Annotated in this window: 18 protein-coding genes and 1 pseudogene; 14 read left to right on the top strand and 5 right to left on the bottom strand. The window is 72.2% G+C overall.

Annotation, left to right across the window (positions count from 1 at the left end; genetic code table 11):
* Nucleotides 1-111: 111 nt before the first annotated feature.
* On the bottom strand, nucleotides 112-549 hold the full coding sequence (locus ACFE7U_RS13980) for a YybH family protein (RefSeq protein ID WP_375410329.1): 438 nt from the start codon (nucleotides 547-549) through the stop codon (nucleotides 112-114).
* 291 nt (nucleotides 550-840) lie between these two features.
* Between ACFE7U_RS13980 and ACFE7U_RS13975 the strand changes: the two genes are divergently transcribed.
* Both ACFE7U_RS13975 and ACFE7U_RS13970 read left to right on the top strand, forming a co-directional pair.
* Nucleotides 841-1,359 carry an HK97 family phage prohead protease gene (locus ACFE7U_RS13975; protein ID WP_375410330.1) on the top strand — a complete coding sequence of 173 codons (519 nt, stop codon included), beginning with the start codon at nucleotides 841-843 and terminating at the stop codon, nucleotides 1,357-1,359.
* Entirely contained in the window at nucleotides 1,356-2,627 is a 1,272-nt protein-coding gene (locus ACFE7U_RS13970) for a phage major capsid protein (protein WP_375410328.1), read from the top strand. Before ACFE7U_RS13975 ends, ACFE7U_RS13970 begins: the two co-directional genes overlap by 4 nt.
* A gap of 22 nt (nucleotides 2,628-2,649) precedes the next feature.
* Here the strand turns inward: ACFE7U_RS13970 and ACFE7U_RS13965 are convergent, their stop codons facing one another.
* Complete coding sequence (locus ACFE7U_RS13965) at nucleotides 2,650-3,513, bottom strand: trypsin-like serine protease (protein WP_375410327.1); 864 nt, start codon at nucleotides 3,511-3,513, stop codon at nucleotides 2,650-2,652.
* A gap of 165 nt (nucleotides 3,514-3,678) precedes the next feature.
* Nucleotides 3,679-4,428, bottom strand: coding sequence for a trypsin-like serine protease (locus ACFE7U_RS13960; protein WP_375410326.1), 750 nt, complete (start codon nucleotides 4,426-4,428; stop codon nucleotides 3,679-3,681).
* Between the two features lie 39 nt (nucleotides 4,429-4,467).
* Between ACFE7U_RS13960 and ACFE7U_RS13955 the strand changes: the two genes are divergently transcribed.
* From ACFE7U_RS13955 to ACFE7U_RS13910, 10 genes and pseudogenes are all read left to right on the top strand, one after another.
* Complete coding sequence (locus tag ACFE7U_RS13955) at nucleotides 4,468-5,028, top strand: phage head-tail connector protein (RefSeq protein ID WP_375410325.1); 561 nt, start codon at nucleotides 4,468-4,470, stop codon at nucleotides 5,026-5,028.
* Between the two features lie 171 nt (nucleotides 5,029-5,199).
* On the top strand, nucleotides 5,200-5,556 hold the full coding sequence (locus ACFE7U_RS13950; RefSeq protein ID WP_375410324.1) for a phage head closure protein: 357 nt from the start codon (nucleotides 5,200-5,202) through the stop codon (nucleotides 5,554-5,556).
* Complete coding sequence (locus ACFE7U_RS13945; RefSeq protein ID WP_375410323.1) at nucleotides 5,553-5,987, top strand: DUF3168 domain-containing protein; 435 nt, start codon at nucleotides 5,553-5,555, stop codon at nucleotides 5,985-5,987. The genes ACFE7U_RS13950 and ACFE7U_RS13945 overlap by 4 nt, the downstream gene beginning before the upstream one ends.
* Before the next feature lie 33 nt (nucleotides 5,988-6,020).
* Nucleotides 6,021-6,428, top strand: coding sequence for a phage major tail protein, TP901-1 family (locus tag ACFE7U_RS13940; protein ID WP_375410322.1), 408 nt, complete (start codon nucleotides 6,021-6,023; stop codon nucleotides 6,426-6,428).
* Nucleotides 6,428-6,757 (top strand): gene transfer agent family protein, encoded by a 330-nt coding sequence (locus ACFE7U_RS13935; RefSeq protein ID WP_375410321.1) that lies wholly within the window; start codon nucleotides 6,428-6,430, stop codon nucleotides 6,755-6,757. Before ACFE7U_RS13940 ends, ACFE7U_RS13935 begins: the two co-directional genes overlap by 1 nt.
* A 56-nt stretch (nucleotides 6,758-6,813) precedes the next feature.
* Nucleotides 6,814-7,020: a phage tail assembly chaperone gene (locus ACFE7U_RS13930; protein WP_375410320.1), complete on the top strand. Its 207-nt coding sequence runs from the start codon at nucleotides 6,814-6,816 to the stop codon at nucleotides 7,018-7,020.
* Between the two features lie 45 nt (nucleotides 7,021-7,065).
* Nucleotides 7,066-7,641, top strand: a complete 576-nt coding sequence (locus tag ACFE7U_RS13925; protein ID WP_375410319.1) for a phage tail tape measure protein — start codon at nucleotides 7,066-7,068, stop codon at nucleotides 7,639-7,641.
* Between the two features lie 34 nt (nucleotides 7,642-7,675).
* Nucleotides 7,676-8,318: pseudogene (locus tag ACFE7U_RS13920) on the top strand (TIGR02217 family protein).
* A gap of 13 nt (nucleotides 8,319-8,331) precedes the next feature.
* Nucleotides 8,332-9,213 carry a DUF2163 domain-containing protein gene (locus tag ACFE7U_RS13915; protein WP_375410318.1) on the top strand — a complete coding sequence of 294 codons (882 nt, stop codon included), beginning with the start codon at nucleotides 8,332-8,334 and terminating at the stop codon, nucleotides 9,211-9,213.
* Between the two features lie 21 nt (nucleotides 9,214-9,234).
* Complete coding sequence (locus tag ACFE7U_RS13910) at nucleotides 9,235-9,687, top strand: NlpC/P60 family protein (RefSeq protein ID WP_375410317.1); 453 nt, start codon at nucleotides 9,235-9,237, stop codon at nucleotides 9,685-9,687.
* A gap of 3 nt (nucleotides 9,688-9,690) precedes the next feature.
* Here ACFE7U_RS13910 and ACFE7U_RS13905 read toward each other — a convergent pair whose 3' ends face one another.
* Both ACFE7U_RS13905 and ACFE7U_RS13900 read right to left on the bottom strand, forming a co-directional pair.
* Nucleotides 9,691-9,972, bottom strand: coding sequence for a helix-turn-helix domain-containing protein (locus tag ACFE7U_RS13905; protein ID WP_375410316.1), 282 nt, complete (start codon nucleotides 9,970-9,972; stop codon nucleotides 9,691-9,693).
* Complete coding sequence (locus ACFE7U_RS13900) at nucleotides 9,969-10,175, bottom strand: type II toxin-antitoxin system RelE/ParE family toxin (RefSeq protein ID WP_375410315.1); 207 nt, start codon at nucleotides 10,173-10,175, stop codon at nucleotides 9,969-9,971. The genes ACFE7U_RS13905 and ACFE7U_RS13900 overlap by 4 nt, the downstream gene beginning before the upstream one ends.
* Nucleotides 10,176-10,384: 209 nt before the next feature.
* Here ACFE7U_RS13900 and ACFE7U_RS13895 point away from each other — a divergent pair, with 209 nt between their 5' ends.
* Together ACFE7U_RS13895 and ACFE7U_RS13890 are read left to right on the top strand one after the other, a co-directional pair.
* Nucleotides 10,385-14,293: a glycoside hydrolase TIM-barrel-like domain-containing protein gene (locus tag ACFE7U_RS13895; RefSeq protein WP_375410314.1), complete on the top strand. Its 3,909-nt coding sequence runs from the start codon at nucleotides 10,385-10,387 to the stop codon at nucleotides 14,291-14,293.
* Nucleotides 14,294-14,339: 46 nt separating this feature from the next.
* A partial coding sequence (locus ACFE7U_RS13890; protein ID WP_375410313.1) for a DUF2793 domain-containing protein occupies nucleotides 14,340-16,051 on the top strand: 1,712 nt, incomplete at its 3' end.

Below are 16,051 nucleotides of genomic sequence, written 5' to 3'. Positions count from 1 at the left end.
GCGCCGGAGCGGGAATCGCTGTGGCGCCGGGTCCAGGGGGCGGACTTCCTGTCCGACGACGAGAAGCGGGAGGCGGTCGGCTACGGCGCGAGGGCGGGATGAGGACGCCTTTCAGTTCCAGGTATGGAGGACGCTGCGCCAGCCCGTGCCCTCCTTCTGAAAGACGTTGACCCAGTTGCCCTCGAACGTCTTCTTCGCGCCGCCCTCGCCGCCGGGGCCCGACATCTGCCAGCGGCCGGTGGCGACGAGGAGGTCGCCGCGCATCTGCGCCGCCTGGACCTTCACGGTGTGATCGTCGAATCCCTTCGATTTCAGCCCCGAGAAGAACGTCTGGATGCTGTCCGCGCCGGAGACCGCCGCGCCCTTCGGGATCACCATGGCATCGGACACGTACAGGCCCTTGAGACCATCCATGTCGCCCTTGTTGTAGGCTTGGTCCCAGCGTTCCGCGGCGGCCCGGGCGTCGGCTGCGGGGTCCGCCAAAGCCAGTGTCGGCGCCATCAGGCAAAACGCGACGGTTGCGCTGCGCAGCGTGTTCTCGAAGCTCATGATGCCCTCTCATTCCGGTTTTCGGAGGTGGTGCGGGCGAAGTGTGCGGCTTTCGCCTCGGTCTGAAAATACACCTTTGGGGTTACTGTCCTAGCCGGGACATCGTCGCCGGGCACGTTGTCCGTCGGCATCAGGGGCACTCGCAACGCCGATCCGGCGACCTGTGCCACGAGCTCCGCCGTCGGGTCGTCCTTGATGGAGAGCGGCAACATCCTGTCCTCGGATCTCCTCGACGCGGGACAGGATATCCCGCGCTTCAATCCACGACATCCCTCATCGATCGGACCCACCATGGACGGCCATTTCACCGGCTATGCCAGCCTGTTCGGCGTGCCGGATCTCGGACGGGACGTGGTGGCGGCAGGCGCGTTCTCTGCGAGCCTCGCCAAGCGCGGGCCGGCCGGCGTGCGCATGCTCTGGCAGCACGATCCGGCCGAGCCGATCGGGCGCTGGCTCACGATCCGCGAGGATGCCCGCGGGCTCAAGGTCGAGGGCCGCCTCAACCTCGCCGTGCAGCGCGCCCGAGAGATCGATGCGCTGATGCGCGATGGCGCGCTCGACGGGCTCTCGATCGGCTTTCGCACCATCCGTGCCGTGCCCGAACGCGCCGGCCTGCGCCGGCTCCAGGCCGTGGATCTCTGGGAGATCTCGCTGGTGACCTTCCCGCTGCAGCCGGGCGCGCTCGTCGCTGCCCCGGCCCGGGCCGGCACCGACCTTTCCGCGGAGCTGAGGGCGCTGGCCCGCCGCCTCGCGCCCGTCTCCACCCGGCCCCGCACCGCCTTCCCCACCGACACCAGAGGTTCCCTATGACCATCCACGCCCCGTTCGAGATCAAGTCCGGCCCCGCCCTCGAGAACAAGGCCTCGGGCGGCGACGGCGATGCCAATGCAGCGCTCGCCGAGCTGTCGCGCGCCTTCGCGGCGTTCAAGGAGACCAACGACACCCGCCTCGCCGAGATCGATGCCCGGTTCTCCACCGACGTGGTGACCGAGGAGAAACTCGCCCGGATCGACGCGGCCCTCGACACCGCCCGCACCCGTCTCGACCGGCTCGCCCTCGAAGGCCGCCGTCCGCCGCTGGGTGCCGGCCATCCGCCCCGGGATGCGGCGGCCTCCGAGCACAAGGCCGCCTTCGACCTCTATGTCCGTGCCGGCGAGAGCGGAGGCTTGAAGCGCCTCGAGGAGAACGCGCTCTCGGCCGGCTCCGGCCCGGACGGCGGCTACCTCGTGCCCGCCATGATGGAGATCGACGTGCTGCGCCGCCTCGCCAACCTCTCGCCGATCCGGGCTCTCGCCAGCGTCCGCACGATCTCGGGCGGCCTCTACAAGCGCGCGGTCTCGTCGAGCGACGCGGTCTCTGGCTGGGCCGCCGAGACCGCCGCGCGGCCGCAGACCGATGCGCCGCCCCTGACCGAGTTGAGCTTCCCGGCCATGGAACTCTACGCGATGCCGGCGGCGACGCAGACGCTCCTCGACGACGCCGTCGTCGACATCGACGCCTGGCTCGCGGACGAGATCGAGATCGCCTTCTCGGAGCAGGAGAGCACCGCCTTCGTCACCGGCAACGGCGTCAGCCGCCCGAAAGGCTTCCTCGCCTCCGACAATGTGGCCAACAGCGCCTGGGTGCCGGGCAAGCTCGGCTTCGTGGGCACCGACGTGGCGGGGGGCTTCGCGGCCAGCAATCCCGTCGACGTCCTGTTCGACCTCGTCTACGCCCTGCGCGCCGGCTATCGTCAGAACGCCACCTTCGTGATGAACCGCAAGGTGCAGAGCACGATCCGCAAGATGAAGGATACGAGCGGCAACTACCTCTGGCAGCCCCCGCTCGCCACCGACCGGGCCGCGACCCTGCTGGGCTTTCCCATCGCGGAATCCGAGGCGATGCCGGACGTGGCGGCCAACAGCCTCTCCATCGCCTTCGGCGATTTCAGGCGCGGCTACCTCGTGGTCGACCGGACGGGACTGCGCGTCCTGCGCGACCCCTACTCGGCCAAGCCCTACGTGCTGTTCTACACCACGAAGCGCGTCGGCGGCGGCGTCCAGGACTTCGACGCGATCAAGCTGTTGAAGTTCGCCTGAAACCGTCCGGTTGTGGCGGTGCTCAACGCCGCCCCGGCTTCGCCATCCAGTCCGAGCGGTTTCCGCGGCCGGCCGGCATCACGTCGCCGGGCTGGATGCGGGCGAGTTCGGCCGAGCGGGCGGCGATCCAGCCGGCATGCTCGCCGGTGGGCGTCACCGCCGTGAAGCCGCCGCAGGCGGTGCGGGCGCGGGCGTTCTGGCGCATGGCGCCGCTCGACCAGCTCACGACGCCGACGACCTGGTAGCCGCCGCGGCCGCCGCGCAGGATCGGGCCGCCGGAATCGCCCAGACACGCGCCCGATCCGGTGGTCTCGGCAAGGCGCCGGCGGTCGGTGACCATGGTGACGCGGTTGGCGACCTCCAGCGAGCCGATCGAGACGAGTTGCGCCGAGCGCAGGGTGCCGGCGGTTCCGCGCCGGTTCTCCGCCACGACGCCGAAGCCGGCGATGTCCACGGCCTCGCCCGTGGCGATGGCACTCCCGCGCGGATCGAGGGGCTGGAAGTCGGCGCCGAGCGGGCGCTCGAGCTTGATCAGGGCGAGGTCGATGCCGGGCTGGTCCTCCGGCGTGGTACCGGGAACGAAGTCGGGATGCATCGAGGCGGCGATGGCGAGGATCCGCTGCTGGCGGAAATTGCGGTCGACGGCGACGACGCTGTAGCCGGCCCGATGCATCACGCAATGGGCGGCGGTGAGGACGAGATCGGGTCCGATCAGGGTGCCCGAGCAGATCTCGCCCCGGGTGCTCTCGATGCGCACCACGGAGGCGCGCAGGCCGTCCCGGTCACGCGAGACCTCGCCGTTGATCACCGCCAGCGCCGGACCCGCGCCGACGACCGATAGCAGCCCGGCCAGCAGGACGGCTTTACCCAGGACGGTCGCGAGCATCGATGTCTCCGGCGCCCGGAGACGCGTGATGGCTCAAGGCCATAAGTCTGGCCGCGGGCAAGCCTAACCGAAGGAAGGGGTTCGGCCAAGGACTGGTTCCATCCCCTGGGAGACCAGCCATGCCGCCTGTCCGCGGGCGCGGGGCGTCGTATCCGCTGCCGGTGATCAGGGCGTCGCCCACGCGGCGGACGAGCCCCAGCCCGACAGGGTCCCGTCGATCCAGCCGCGCTGCGGCCCGAGAAGGACCCCCTGGGAGACGCCGCCGCAGGCGCCGCCGATCCAGGCCGAGATGGCGAGCACGGCCCCCCCGCCCTCGGGTCCGATCGGACCGCCGGAATCGCCCTGGCACGCCCCGGCTTTCGGTCCCGGGCTCTTGAGCCAGACCAGGATGCGGCTCTGTCCGTAGGGCTCGACCACGGGAAGCACGACGCTGCGGAAGGTGCCGGTGCTGCGGGCGTCGCCGGCTCGCGCCGCGCCGTAGCCGGACAAGGCCAGCGTCTCGCCGGCCCTCGGCATGGCGGCGCTCAAGGGCGTCGGGACGAAGCGCGGCGGCAGCGGTCTCGCGGTGCGCAGGAGGGCGAGGTCGATGGAGCGCCGGCGCCCGGCGACCGCACCGGCATCGTAGCCCGGATGGGCCGCGCGGCCGGCGAGCTCGACCAGCACCGGGGCGCCGGCCTCGTCGCGAAAATGCACCCGGTGCTCGGCACGGGCCGCAACGCAATGGGCGGCGGTGAGGACGGCGTCGCGGGCGACCACGATGCCGGTGCAGACGCCGCCATCCGAGGACAGGACCATCACGCTGGAGGCGGACGCCTCCGGCGCCTCGCGACCGCCGACCACGGCGAGGGCCGGCCCCGCGAGGGCCACCGAACCGAGCACCACCGCGCCGAGTGTCCGCCCGAAACCCAACCGCATGCCCACGCCCTGACCGCCCCAGCGCACCCGGAGACGCCGATGACCCCGATACGCCTGGACGAGCCCATCGTCGAGCCGGTGACCTTGGCCGAGATGCGCGGCCACCTGCGCCTCGATCCCGACGATGGCGGTGCCGAGGACGCTCTCGTCGGTGCCCTCATCAGTGCCGCCCGCGCCACGATCGAGGCCGCGACCCGGCGCATCCTCGTTCCCGGCCGCTACCGGGTCACGCTCACCGCCTGGCCGGCGGACGGATGGGTGCCGCTCCCTTTAAGCCCCCTCGTCTCCCTCGCCGAGACAGGGACGATCGATGCGGCCGGGACGGTGACGCCCCTGGCTCCCGGCCTCGTCCGGCTCGGGGACGACCCGATCGAGGCACCGGGCCTCGTCGTGGCCCCATCGGTGCCCGCCCTGGGGGGAAGTGCGGCGCGGATCGAAGTCATTGCGGGCTATGGCGGCCGTTCGCCACCGCCGGCGCCGCTCGTGGCAGCGATCCGGCTTCTCGTCGCGCATGGGTTCGAGCAGCGCGGCGACACCCCCGACGCCCTGCCGCCGACCGTGGCCGCGCTGATCGCCCCCTGGCGGCGGCTGCGTCTCTAATTCGGGTCCGGTTGATCGCTTCGGTCGCGCGCATCCCTTCTGCCCGCCCGGGGGGGAGAGGCGAGGAAGCACCGGGGTGAAGCCATCAAACCGCAACCGTCGCCAACGCTTCGCGGCTTCCGGCGCTTCGGCCTGGAAAGCCGCCAGACGACACCCCACCGGAGCCCTGCGATGACCCTGTCCCCCATCGGCGCACGCCGCCGCCGGTTCGTGCTCGAACGACCGATCGAGGATGCGGACGGGTTCGGCGGGACCCTGCGCCGCTACGTGGCGGGGCCGCTCCTGTGGGGGGCGATCACCTCGCTCGGCGCATCGGAGCGGGTCCGGGGCGGACGCAGCGACCTGCGCACCACGCACCGGGTCCGCCTTGCCTATCGCGACGGGATCACGCCGGCGATGCGCCTCGTCGCCGGTCCGCGCCGCTTCGCGATCCGCGCGGCCGCCGATCCCGACGGGCGCCGCCGCGACCTTCTCTGTGAGGTCGAGGAACTCGTCGAGACCGGCCCCGATCGGGAGACCTTGCCATGACCGGAACCGTCCTGCCGACGAGCCCGCTGCTGGCCCTGCGTGCCGCGATCCTGGCCTACCTCGCCACCGACGCCGCGCTGGCCCGGCTGTTGGGCGGCACGTTCCGCCTCTACGACGAGCCGCCGCGTGGATCGAGCCCGGTCTATGTCGTCTTCGGGGACGCCGAGATCCGGACCGATTCCGTCGATGGGGCCACGCGGCACGCGCACAGCCTCGCCCTGATCGTGTTCGCCAAACCCGGCTCGACCCGCAGCGCCGTCGAGGCCGCCGCCCGGATCGGCGATCTCCTGGCCGACGCGCCCTTGTCGCTGCCGGGCCACGCCCTGGTGCTCCTGCGCGTCCAGGCGCTGTCGGCGGCCCGCGGCCCGCGCAGCGGCGAGGCCAGCGCGACCCTGACCCTGCAGGCGGTGACCGAGACCGATGCCGCCTGACCCGTTGCCCCGTTCCCGAACCCGGAGCCCGACATGACCGCCCAGAAAGGCAAGGACCTCCTCGTCCGCATCGCGGAGGGCGCCGGCTTCGTCGCCGTCGCCGGGCTTCGTGCCCGGCAGATCGCCTTCAACGCCGAGACCGTCGACATCACGTCCGCCGAATCCGCGGGGCGCTGGCGCGAGTTGCTGGCGGGCGCAGGGGTGCGCCGGGCCGCGATCTCCGGCTCGGGCGTCTTTCGCGACGAGGCCTCGGATGCGCGGCTGCGCCAGGTCTTCTTCGACGGCACCATCGAGACCTACCAGATCGTCGTGCCGTCCTTCGGCACCATCACGGGCCTGTTCCAGGTCACCAGCCTCGAATACCGCGGCGACCATGCCGGAGAGATCACCTTCGACATCGCCCTCGATTCCGCCGGGTCCCTCACCTTCGTGAGCCTGTGATGGCCAACCGCAGGCGCGGCGAGGTGCCCCTCGTCATCGGACCCGACCGCTACACCCTGTGCCTGACGCTCGGCGCCCTGGCGGAACTCGAGGACGCGGTGGGCGCCCGCGACCTCGCCGGTCTCGCCGAGCGCTTCGCCGATGGGCGCCTTGCCAGCCGGGACCTCATCGCGCTGCTGGGGGCCGCCCTGCGCGGGGGCGGGCACGACCTCGACGACGCGGCGGTGGCCCGCCTCCCGCTCGGCGGAGGCATCGCGCCGATCGCGCTGGCGCTCGGCGAGGTGCTCACGGCGGCCTTCGGCGGAGACGATCCGCCGGACCCTCGCTGACCACGGGCGGGCAAGCCTCGGAGGGGGTCTCGGCGGGGGTCTCGGAGGCCCCCTCTGTGGGCGCGCCGGATGCCCCTTCCGCCTTCCCGTGGGACGACGTGCTGACCCTCGCCCTCCACACCCTGCACTGGCGGCCGGACGACCTGTGGCGTGCCACGCCGCGCGAACTCGCCGCCGCGGCCGGATTTTCGAGGCGGCAGGCCATGCCGTTGCGCCGGGCCGACCTCGACCGGCTGCTGGCCGCCTACCCAGACCTGCCCTGACCCAGACCTGCCCTGACCCAGACCTGCCCTGACCCGGAGCCGCCCATGGCCGAGACCGAGACCGACCGCAGCCTCGCCGGCCGCGCCAAGCAGTTGGAGAGCCTCGACAAGCTCTCGCAGAAGTTCGGCCAGAGCCTGAGCAAGGCCTTGTCCATCAACGTGAACAGCGGCCGCCAGCTCGACGGCGTCCTGACCTCGCTCGGCACCAGGCTCGCCAGCGTGGCGGGCAAGGCCATCGCGACGCCGATCAAGAGCGGCATCACCAGCCTCGTGAAGAGCCTGCTCAACACCGGCGCCACGGAGGATACCACCGCCTTCGCCCGCGGCGGCGTGATCGGGCAGGGGCGCGTGCGGCCCTTCGCCAGCGGCGGCGTGGTCGCCTCGCCGACCTACTTCCCGATGCAGGACGGCACCGGCCTGATGGGCGAGGCCGGGCCGGAGGCGATCCTTCCCTTGCGCCGCGGCAGCGACGGCCGCCTCGGCGTTGCCGCGGGGGCCGCAGGCGGCGCCACCGTCACCGTCAATATCACGACCCCGGACGTGGCGGGCTTCCGACGCTCGGAGGCGCAGGTCGCCGCGAGCCTGGCACGGGCGGTGGCCCGGGGACGACGGGCGACGTGAGCCGGACCTTCCGCATTCTCGAGGAGACCACCCGATGCCAGGCGACTTCCACGAGGTCCGCTTTCCCCTCGACGTGTCCCTGCGCGGTAGCGGCGGCCCGAGCCGGCTCACCGAGATCGTGACGCTGGCCTCCGGCCGCGAGCACCGCAACAGCCGATGGGCGGATTCGCGCCGTCGCTACGACGCGGGCTTCGGCATCCGCACCCTCGACGCGCTCCACGCGGTTCCTGAGCTTCTTCGAGGAGCGGCGCGGGCGCCTCTACGGCTTCCGCTACCGCGACCGGGTCGACCACCTCTCCGGGCCGCCCTCGCGGCCGGTGGCCGCCACCGACCAGTTCCTGGGAATCGGCGACGGCACGACGCGGGTGTTCCAACTGGCGAAAACCTATGGCAACGGGCCGCTGCCCTACCGCCGCGTCATCACCAAGCCCTTGGCCGAGAGCGTGCGCGTCGCCGTGGCGGGGATCGCGGTCCCGGCCTCCAAGGTGACCTGCGACGCGGCCACCGGCCTCGTCACCTTCGCCGCCGACGCGGTACCCCGGGCAGGCGCCGCGGTGACGGCGGGTTTCGCCTTCGACGTGCCCGTCCGCTTCGACACCGACGACCTCTCCGTGGATCTCTCGGCCTTCACGGCCGGCGAGATCCCGAAGGTGCCGCTCGTCGAGATCGTGCCGTAGAGGATTTGTCCCCATGCGCGACCTGCCCCCCGACCTCGCCGCGCATGTCGCGAGCGGGGCCACGACCCTGTGCCATTGCTGGTCCCTGACCCGCCGGGACGGAGCCGTGCTGGGCTTCACCGACCACGACCGCGACCTCGTCGTCGCGGGCCTGGCCTATGCCGCCCGCTCGGGGCTGGAGGCGGCCGAGGCCAGCGCCGAGCTCGGCTTCGCCGTCGGCGGCGGCGAGGTGGCGGGCGCCCTGCGCTCCTCCGGCATCGAAGAGGCCGATGTCGCCGGCGGGCTCTACGACGGCGCCAGCGTCGAGACCTGGCTCGTCGACTGGACGAACCCGGAGACCAGGCTCCTCCTCGATGTCGGGACCGTCGGCGAGGTCCGCCGCACCGGTGGGGCCTTCGTCGCCGAGTTGCGCGGTCTGATGCAGGACCTCGACGTGGAACGGGGCCGGACCTACCGCGCCACCTGCAGCGCCGATCTCGGCGACGGCCGTTGCCGGGTGAACCTCGCCGATCCGCGGTTCCACACGACCGGGACGGTGTCGGCTCTCTCCACGTCCGTCGGCTTCGCCGTGACCCTGGCAGGTTCGTTTCCGGACGCCTGGTTCGATGGCGGCCGCCTGACATGGACCGAGGGCGCCAATGCGGGGCTCAGCGCCGATATTCGCGCACAGGTCGGCGGAGGTCTCGTCCTGTGGGAGATGCCGCCGCGCGAGGTCGCCATCGGCGAGGCGTTCAGCCTCACCGCCGGCTGCGACAAGCATCTCTCGACCTGCCGCGGGCGCTTCGCCAACGTCCTGAACTTCCAGGGCTTCCCGCACATGCCGGGCAACGACTTCGTACTGCGCTACGCCCCCGGCTCCGGTCCCGCGCTCGACGGCGGCAGCCTGTTTCGCTGATCGCCCCTGGAGCGACCCGCCATGTCCTCATCAGAGACGATCGTCGCCATCGCTCGCGCCTGGATCGGCACCCCCTATCGCCATCAGGCCTCGCTGCGGGGGGTCGGCTGCGATTGCCTCGGCCTCGTGCGCGGGGTCTGGCGCGAGGTCCGCGGCCCGGAGCCGGAGGCGGCCCCGCCCTATGCGGCGAGCTGGGCCGAATCGGCACCCGGCGGCACGGACCCGTTGGCCGAGGCTGCCGCGCGCCATCTCGTTCCCTCGGCCCTGCCCGCCGCCGAGGCCGAGCCGGCGGTGGGCACCGTGCTGCTCTTCGCCTTCCGCGCCCACCTGCCCTCGAAGCATTGCGCGATCGCCACGGGTGCGGGCACGATGATCCACGCCCATGACGGCGCCGCGGTGACGGAGGTGGCCCTCACCCGCTGGTGGCGCCGGCACCTGACGCATGTGTTCCGGTTCCCGGATGCGGACGGGTGAGCATCAGGCCGCCTTCGTCACGCTCATCTCGACCTGCAGGCCGGCGGCGCTCTGCATGTTCACGAGGGTGTCGAGCCCGAACAGATCGATCTTGCCGCGCATCAGGTCCGAGATCCGTGGCTGCGTGACACCGAGCGTCTTCGCCGCCTGCGCATGGCTCAATCCCTCGCCGGCGATGTGATCCTTCAGGGCCATCATCAGCATGGAGCGAAGCTTCATGTTTTCGGCCTGCGCCGGCGTGTTCTCGATCGCGTCCCAGATACTCGAAAAGCGGTCGGCGCTCATGACGAGTCTCCCCTGATGGCGTCGCCGTACCGGCGCTTCGCGAGCGCCAGATCGTCGCGACTGGTCTTCTGCGTCGTCTTTCGGAAGCAATGCAGCACGAACACGGCCTCGGCTATCATCGCGAGATAGATCACCCGGAAAGCGCCGCTCGCCTCGCGGATGCGGATCTCACGCCCGATCCGATGGACGTCATCGGCTTCCAATCGTCCGGATCACGTCCTGATTGGACTCGATCGAGCTTGTAGCCGGCTTCGCGACGGGCCGAAGGCAGAAACGCACGGAGGTCATCCAGAGCGCCGCCCAAAAACACGACGTCTTTGGATCGGTTCCGCATCCGAGAACCATACAAGTTTTTGTATCTTCCTCCAATCGTCTCGTAACCCTCCACACCCCTCCACATCCGGAGTCCGCCATGGCCACGCTGATCCTGCAGACGGCCGGGGCGGCGCTCGGCACGGCTCTGGGCGGGCCGATCGGCGGCATCGTCGGCAGCGCCCTCGGCTCGAGCGCCGGCTCGGCACTCGGCGGGGCGCTGTTCGGCTCCCGGGCGAGCCCGCGCTTCGTCGAGGGGCCGCGGCTCTCGGAGGTGGCCGGCCTGAGCTCCACCGAGGGCACGCCGATCCCGCGGCTCTATGGACGGGCGAGGATCGGCGGCACCCTGATCTGGGCGACGCGGCCCATCGAGGTCGCCGACACCACGGTCGAGCGCGCCTCGGCGGGCTCGAAGGGCGGCAGCGGCGGCCAGAAGACCGTGCGGACCACCTATGCGTATTACGCCAACCTCGCGATCGGCCTGTGCGAGGGCACGATCGCGGGCCTGCGCAGGGTCTGGGCCGACGGCTGCGAGATCGATCTCACCGCCCTGAGCTACCGCCTGCACACCGGGGCCGACGACCAGTCGCCCGATCCCCTGATCGCCGCCAAGGAAGGCGCCGACGCCCCGGCCTATCGCGGGCTCGCCTACATCGTGTTCGAGAGGCTGCCGCTCGCCGAGTTCGGGAACCGGATCCCGCAGCTCGCCTTCGAGGTGGTGCGCCCGGTCGATGGGCTCGCGGGCATGATCCGCGCCGTCTGCCTCATCCCGGGCTCCACCGAGTTCGGCCTCGACCCGACCCTCGTCACCGAGGATGCCGGCTACGGCACGAGCCGGCCGGCCAATCGCTTCCAGCTCCAGGGTGCCACAGACGTCATCGCCTCGCTCGACGCCCTGCAGGCCCTGTGCCCCCGGCTCGGGCGGGTCTCGGTGGTGGCGAGCTGGTTCGGGGACGATCTGCGCGCCGGCCATTGCACGGTCCGTCCCAAGGTCGACAACCCGGGCAAGGCCACCACGGGCGACGTCTGGAGCGTGGCCGGCCTCGGCCGCGGCCAGGTCGGGACGGTCTCGACCGCGCCGACCGGGGGACCGGCCTATGGCGGCACCCCGTCCGATGCCGGCCTGACCCGGCTCGTGGCCGAGCTCGGCCGGCGCGGCCTCGAGGTGGTGCTCTATCCCTTCGTGATGATGGACGTGCCCGCCGGCAACGTTCTTCCGCACCCGCGCGACCCCTCCGCCCCGGGCCAGCCGCCCTATCCCTGGCGCGGGCGTATCACCTGCGCGCCGGCCCCCGGTCTCGCGGGGAGCCCGGACGGGACTGCGGCAGCGGAGGCGCAGGTCGCCGCCTTCTTCGACGGCGCCGACGGCTACCGCCGCTTCCTCCTGCACTACGCCGACCTCGCCGCGTCCTGGGCACGGGACGGCATCCCCCTCCAGGGCTTCATCGTCGGCAGCGAGTTCGTAGGCTTGACCCGGGTTCGGGCGGAGGCCGGGCGCTATCCGGCGGTGGAAGGATTTCGGGCGCTCGCCGCCGAGGTGAGGAGGCGCCTCGGCACTTCCGTCAAGCTCGCCTACGCCGCCGACTGGACCGAGTACGACGCCCATGTCCGTGACGGCGGCGCGACCGTTCGCTTTCCCCTCGACGCGCTGTTCGCTGATCCCGCCGTCGACGCCGTCGGCATCGACTACTACCCGCCCCTGTCCGACTGGCGGGACGGCGAGGACCATGCCGACCTCGCGCAGGCGGACTCGATCTACGATCCTGCCTATCTCAAGCGCGGGCTCGGCGCCGGCGAGGCCTTCGACTGGTACTACGCGAGCGAGGCCGACCGGACGGCGCAGCGTCGCACGCCGATCACCGACGGCGCCTACGCCAAGCCCTGGATCTACCGCGCCAAGGACCTCGTCGCCTGGTGGTCCAACGGCCATGTCGAGCGCGACGGCGGCGTCGAGACCCGCGCGACGGCCTGGACGGCGCGCTCCAAGCCGATCTGGCTCACCGAGATCGGGGTGCCTGCGGTGGACAGGGGCACCAACGGCCCCAACGTCTTCCCCGACCCGAAATCCTCCGAGAACGCTGCCCCGCCGTTCTCGTCGGGAGCCCGCGACGACCTCATCCAGGCCCGAGGCCTCGGCGCGATCCTCCGGCGCTTCGATGCCGGACTGCCCAGCTTCGATCCGGCCCACAACCCGGTCTCGCCGCTCTACGGCGCCACCATGGTCGACCCGGAGGCGATCTTCGTGTGGTGCTGGGACGCGCGGCCCTACCCGGCCTTCCCGGATTTCGACACGGTCTGGACGGACGCCGTGAACTGGCGCGTCGGCCACTGGATCACCGGGCGGATCGAGGGCCTCGAGCTCGACCGGCTCATCGCCGCGATCCTCGTCGACCACGGTGTCGCCGCGCCGCGCCGGATCGCGGCCGACGCCTTCCTCGACGGCTACGTCCTCGACCGTCCCCTCTCGGCCCGCGGCGCCCTCGAACCTTTGGCCGAGATCTACGGCCTCGACGTCTCGGCGACGGCCGGCACCCTGCGCGTCCGTGGCCCCCGGCGCGAGCGCCCGGTCCCGCTCGCCGAGGACGACCTCGTGCGGGACGACGGCGGGGAGGCGCCGATGACCCTGGTCAGGGCCGAGGAGAGTGAGCTGCCGCGCTCGGTCGAGCTCAGCTTCACGGACGCGGAGAATGCCGAGTACCGGACCGCCACCGCCGCGGCGACCCGCCCCGCCGGCGGCAGGCGTCGCGAGAGCCGGCTGGAGGCGCCGATCGTCACGCGCCGGGAGGCTGCGGAAGACTTCGCCGAGGACGTCCTCGACGCGGCCATCGCGGCGCGCGAGACGGCGCGCTTCGGCGTGAGCCCGCGCCGCGTCGACCTCGAACCCGGAGACCTCCTGAGCTTGCCCGGCGCCACGGCACACCACCGCATCGTGCGGATCACCGACGACCCGGGAGGCCGCCGCATCGAGACCCGGGCGGTGCCCCTTCGCGGGCCCGCGGCGTCCCGGCCCGTCCGCACGGTCGTGAGGCCGCGCGGGCAGCCGGCGGTCTTCCCGGGGCGACCCTTCGCCGTCGTGCTCGACCTGCCGCTCGATCGCGGCAGCCCGACGCCGCTGCAATACCTCGCCGTCACCGCCGATCCCTGGCCCGGCGCGATGGCGGTCTGGCGCGCATCCGGCGAGGGGGCGCCGCTCGGCCTGCGGGCGCAGGTCGACTACCCCGCCTGCCTCGGCGAGACCCTGACCGCCCTGCCGCCGGGACTGCTCTGGCGCTTCGACCGCCATGCGGGACTCGACGTCGCCCTGCGCCACGGTGGCGCCCTCTCGGCGATCCCCGAGGAAGCGGCCCTGGCCGGCGGCAACCTCTTCGCCCTTCGCGGAGCGGACGGCGCGATCGAGATCCTGGCCGCGGCCGGCGTCGAGCTCGTCGGCGAGGGGCGCTACCGCCTGACCCGGCTCCTGCGCGGGCTCGCCGGCAGCGAGGCGGCGGCGGGCCGCATCGCCGCCGCGGGCAGCCTGATCGTGCGCCTCGACGACGGTGCCGTGGTGCCGCTCGTCGACCGACTCGACGAGGTCGGCCGGCCGTTCCGCTACCGGATCGGCCCGGCGGGGCGCGATCCCGCCAACCCGCTCATGGTGGAGGTCGAGGCCGAGGCGGGCTTGGCGGCTCTGCGGCCGCTCGCTCCCGTCCACCTGCGCGCCGTCCGCACGGGCGAAGGCGTCCACATCGCCTGGACGCGGCGGGCCAGGCGCGACGCCGATGCCTGGGAGCCGCCGGAGGTCCCCCTCGACGAGCCGGGCGAGCGCTACGTCCTCGACCTCCACGATGCGGATGGCGGCGTCGTCCGGAGCCTGACCGCGACGGCGCCGGGCGTCGTCTATTCCGCCGCCGACGAGACCGCGGATTTCACGAATCCCCAGACCAGCCTCGACATCGCCGTGGCGCAGGTCGGCGCGGTCGCCGGACGCGGGACGGCGACCCGGGCGAGGGTGCCGGTCCGGGCCGGCTGAACGACGCGGTCCCCGTCACGAACTCCCCCTCACACGGAGAAACCGGATGTCCCAGGTCACGGCCAACCTCGCGCTGCCGCTGATCGCGGCGGCGCAGGCCTCCAAGCACGTCACCCACAACGAGGCGCTCGCCGCCCTCGACACCCTCGTGCAGCTCGCCTGCCTCGACAAGGACCTCACGGCTCCGCCCGAAAGCCCGGGGGAGGGCGACCGCTACCTCGTCGTGTCGGCGAACCCGACCGGTGCCTGGGCGGGACTGGCGGGGCAGATCGCGCGCTACCAGGACGGCCACTGGGCCGGGTTCCCACCGCGACGAGGGTGGTTCGCCTGGATCGCCGACGAGGGCGACATCTACGCCTATGACGGAACGGCCTGGGTCGGTTTCCGCGAGACGTTCACGGCCTTGCAGAACCTCTCGCGCCTCGGCCTCGGCACCACCGCGGACGCCGACAACCCCTTCGCGGCCAAGCTCAACAAGGCGCTCTGGACCGCACTCGGCACGGGGGAGGGCGGCAGCGGCGACCTGCGCTACACCCTCAACAAGGAGGCTTCGGCCAGGACCCTGTCGCTCCTGATGCAGACGGGGTTCTCGGCGCGCGCCGAGATCGGCCTCACCGGCGACGACGACCTGCACGTGAAGGTCTCGGCCAACGGCAGCTCCTTCGTCGAGGCCCTGCGGATCAACCGCGCCAGCGGTGCCCTCGCGCATGTGCCCGGAACCGCCGCCGCGCCGGCCTTCGCCCCAACCGGGGATGCCAATACCGGGATCTTCGCGCCCGGCGCCGACATCTGGGCCGTTGCGACGAACGGCGTTGAGCGCCTGCGGCTCGGGAGCGACGGCCGCCTTGGTCTCGGCACCCCGTCGCCGCGATCCGCACTCGATACCGGGCTCGGCACCCTCACGGGATCGGGAAACGATTACGTTCTGGCGCAAGCCACCCTCTCCGGCGGCGGGATCGTCACCTGGGGCGGCCCCAGCGGGCGGCTCAAATGGACGGCCCGGTTCCTCGTAGGTCCCGCCGCCATGGCGAGCTTCGCCGCCGGCCAGATCGGTCTGTCACAGCCGACGGCCGTGATCCCGGCCCAGCAATGCTGGGACGGGACCGCCAGATCCGCGACCGTGGATGGAGTCGTCCTGAACGCCGGGGAGGCGCTCTACGCGGTCCATGTGCCGGGAGGCGGACTGGGCGCGTTCACTTTCCGAATCGTCCAGTTCACGGCGGCTTTCGTGCCGGCGAGCAATTGGATCCTGATCGGAGCCGTCAATGGCGACGACGGGACGATCCGCCTCGGAAGCGGTCCGATCCTGCGAACCGGCGGAACCTGGACTGCCGGCACGGACGCCCAGTACGCGCCACGGCTGCCGAGTCCCGACAACGGCCTCAACCTCGGCGGCCCGTCCAACCGCTACGCCACGCTCTTCGCGGCCACCGGCACCATCAACACCTCGGACGCCCGCGAGAAAACGGCCGTCCTCCCTTTATCCGTCGTGGAGATCGCGGCCTCGAAAGCCCTCGCCTCGCGGATCGGAACGTTCCGCTTCCTCGAGGCGACCCGTCTGAAGGGGGAGAGCGCCCGCCGCCATATCGGGCTCACGGTGCAGGAGGCCATCGCGATCCTGCGGGCGCACGGCCTCGATCCCTTCGCCTACGGCTTCATCTGCCACGACGCCTGGGATGCGTCTGCCGAGGCTCCCGTCGACCGTGGGGATGTCGTCGCCACGCAGGCCATCACCGTCGAGCGCTACGGGTTCCGCAC

It is taken from the genome of uncultured Methylobacterium sp. (assembly GCF_964251405.1).
Lineage (GTDB): Bacteria > Pseudomonadota > Alphaproteobacteria > Rhizobiales > Beijerinckiaceae > Methylobacterium.
Note: the sequence above shows the minus strand (reverse complement) of the source record. Positions and strands in the feature narration are given on the sequence as shown.

Bases quoted from the DNA above. Each gene is read 5' to 3' on its own strand.
- ACFE7U_RS13960 (WP_375410326.1), bottom strand. From the start codon at position 4,428: ATGCGGTTGGGTTTCGGGCGGACACTCGGCGCGGTGGTGCTCGGTTCG.
- ACFE7U_RS13905 (WP_375410316.1), bottom strand. From the start codon at position 9,972: ATGAGCGCCGACCGCTTTTCGAGTATCTGGGACGCGATCGAGAACACG.
- ACFE7U_RS13975 (WP_375410330.1), top strand. From the start codon at position 841: ATGGACGGCCATTTCACCGGCTATGCCAGCCTGTTCGGCGTGCCGGAT.
- ACFE7U_RS13980 (WP_375410329.1), bottom strand. From the start codon at position 549: ATGAGCTTCGAGAACACGCTGCGCAGCGCAACCGTCGCGTTTTGCCTG.
- ACFE7U_RS13945 (WP_375410323.1), top strand. From the start codon at position 5,553: ATGACCGGAACCGTCCTGCCGACGAGCCCGCTGCTGGCCCTGCGTGCC.
- ACFE7U_RS13965 (WP_375410327.1), bottom strand. From the start codon at position 3,513: ATGCTCGCGACCGTCCTGGGTAAAGCCGTCCTGCTGGCCGGGCTGCTA.
- ACFE7U_RS13970 (WP_375410328.1), top strand. From the start codon at position 1,356: ATGACCATCCACGCCCCGTTCGAGATCAAGTCCGGCCCCGCCCTCGAG.
- ACFE7U_RS13925 (WP_375410319.1), top strand. From the start codon at position 7,066: ATGGCCGAGACCGAGACCGACCGCAGCCTCGCCGGCCGCGCCAAGCAG.
- ACFE7U_RS13955 (WP_375410325.1), top strand. From the start codon at position 4,468: ATGACCCCGATACGCCTGGACGAGCCCATCGTCGAGCCGGTGACCTTG.
- ACFE7U_RS13910 (WP_375410317.1), top strand. From the start codon at position 9,235: ATGTCCTCATCAGAGACGATCGTCGCCATCGCTCGCGCCTGGATCGGC.
- ACFE7U_RS13895 (WP_375410314.1), top strand. From the start codon at position 10,385: ATGGCCACGCTGATCCTGCAGACGGCCGGGGCGGCGCTCGGCACGGCT.
- ACFE7U_RS13935 (WP_375410321.1), top strand. From the start codon at position 6,428: ATGGCCAACCGCAGGCGCGGCGAGGTGCCCCTCGTCATCGGACCCGAC.
- ACFE7U_RS13915 (WP_375410318.1), top strand. From the start codon at position 8,332: ATGCGCGACCTGCCCCCCGACCTCGCCGCGCATGTCGCGAGCGGGGCC.
- ACFE7U_RS13940 (WP_375410322.1), top strand. From the start codon at position 6,021: ATGACCGCCCAGAAAGGCAAGGACCTCCTCGTCCGCATCGCGGAGGGC.
- ACFE7U_RS13950 (WP_375410324.1), top strand. From the start codon at position 5,200: ATGACCCTGTCCCCCATCGGCGCACGCCGCCGCCGGTTCGTGCTCGAA.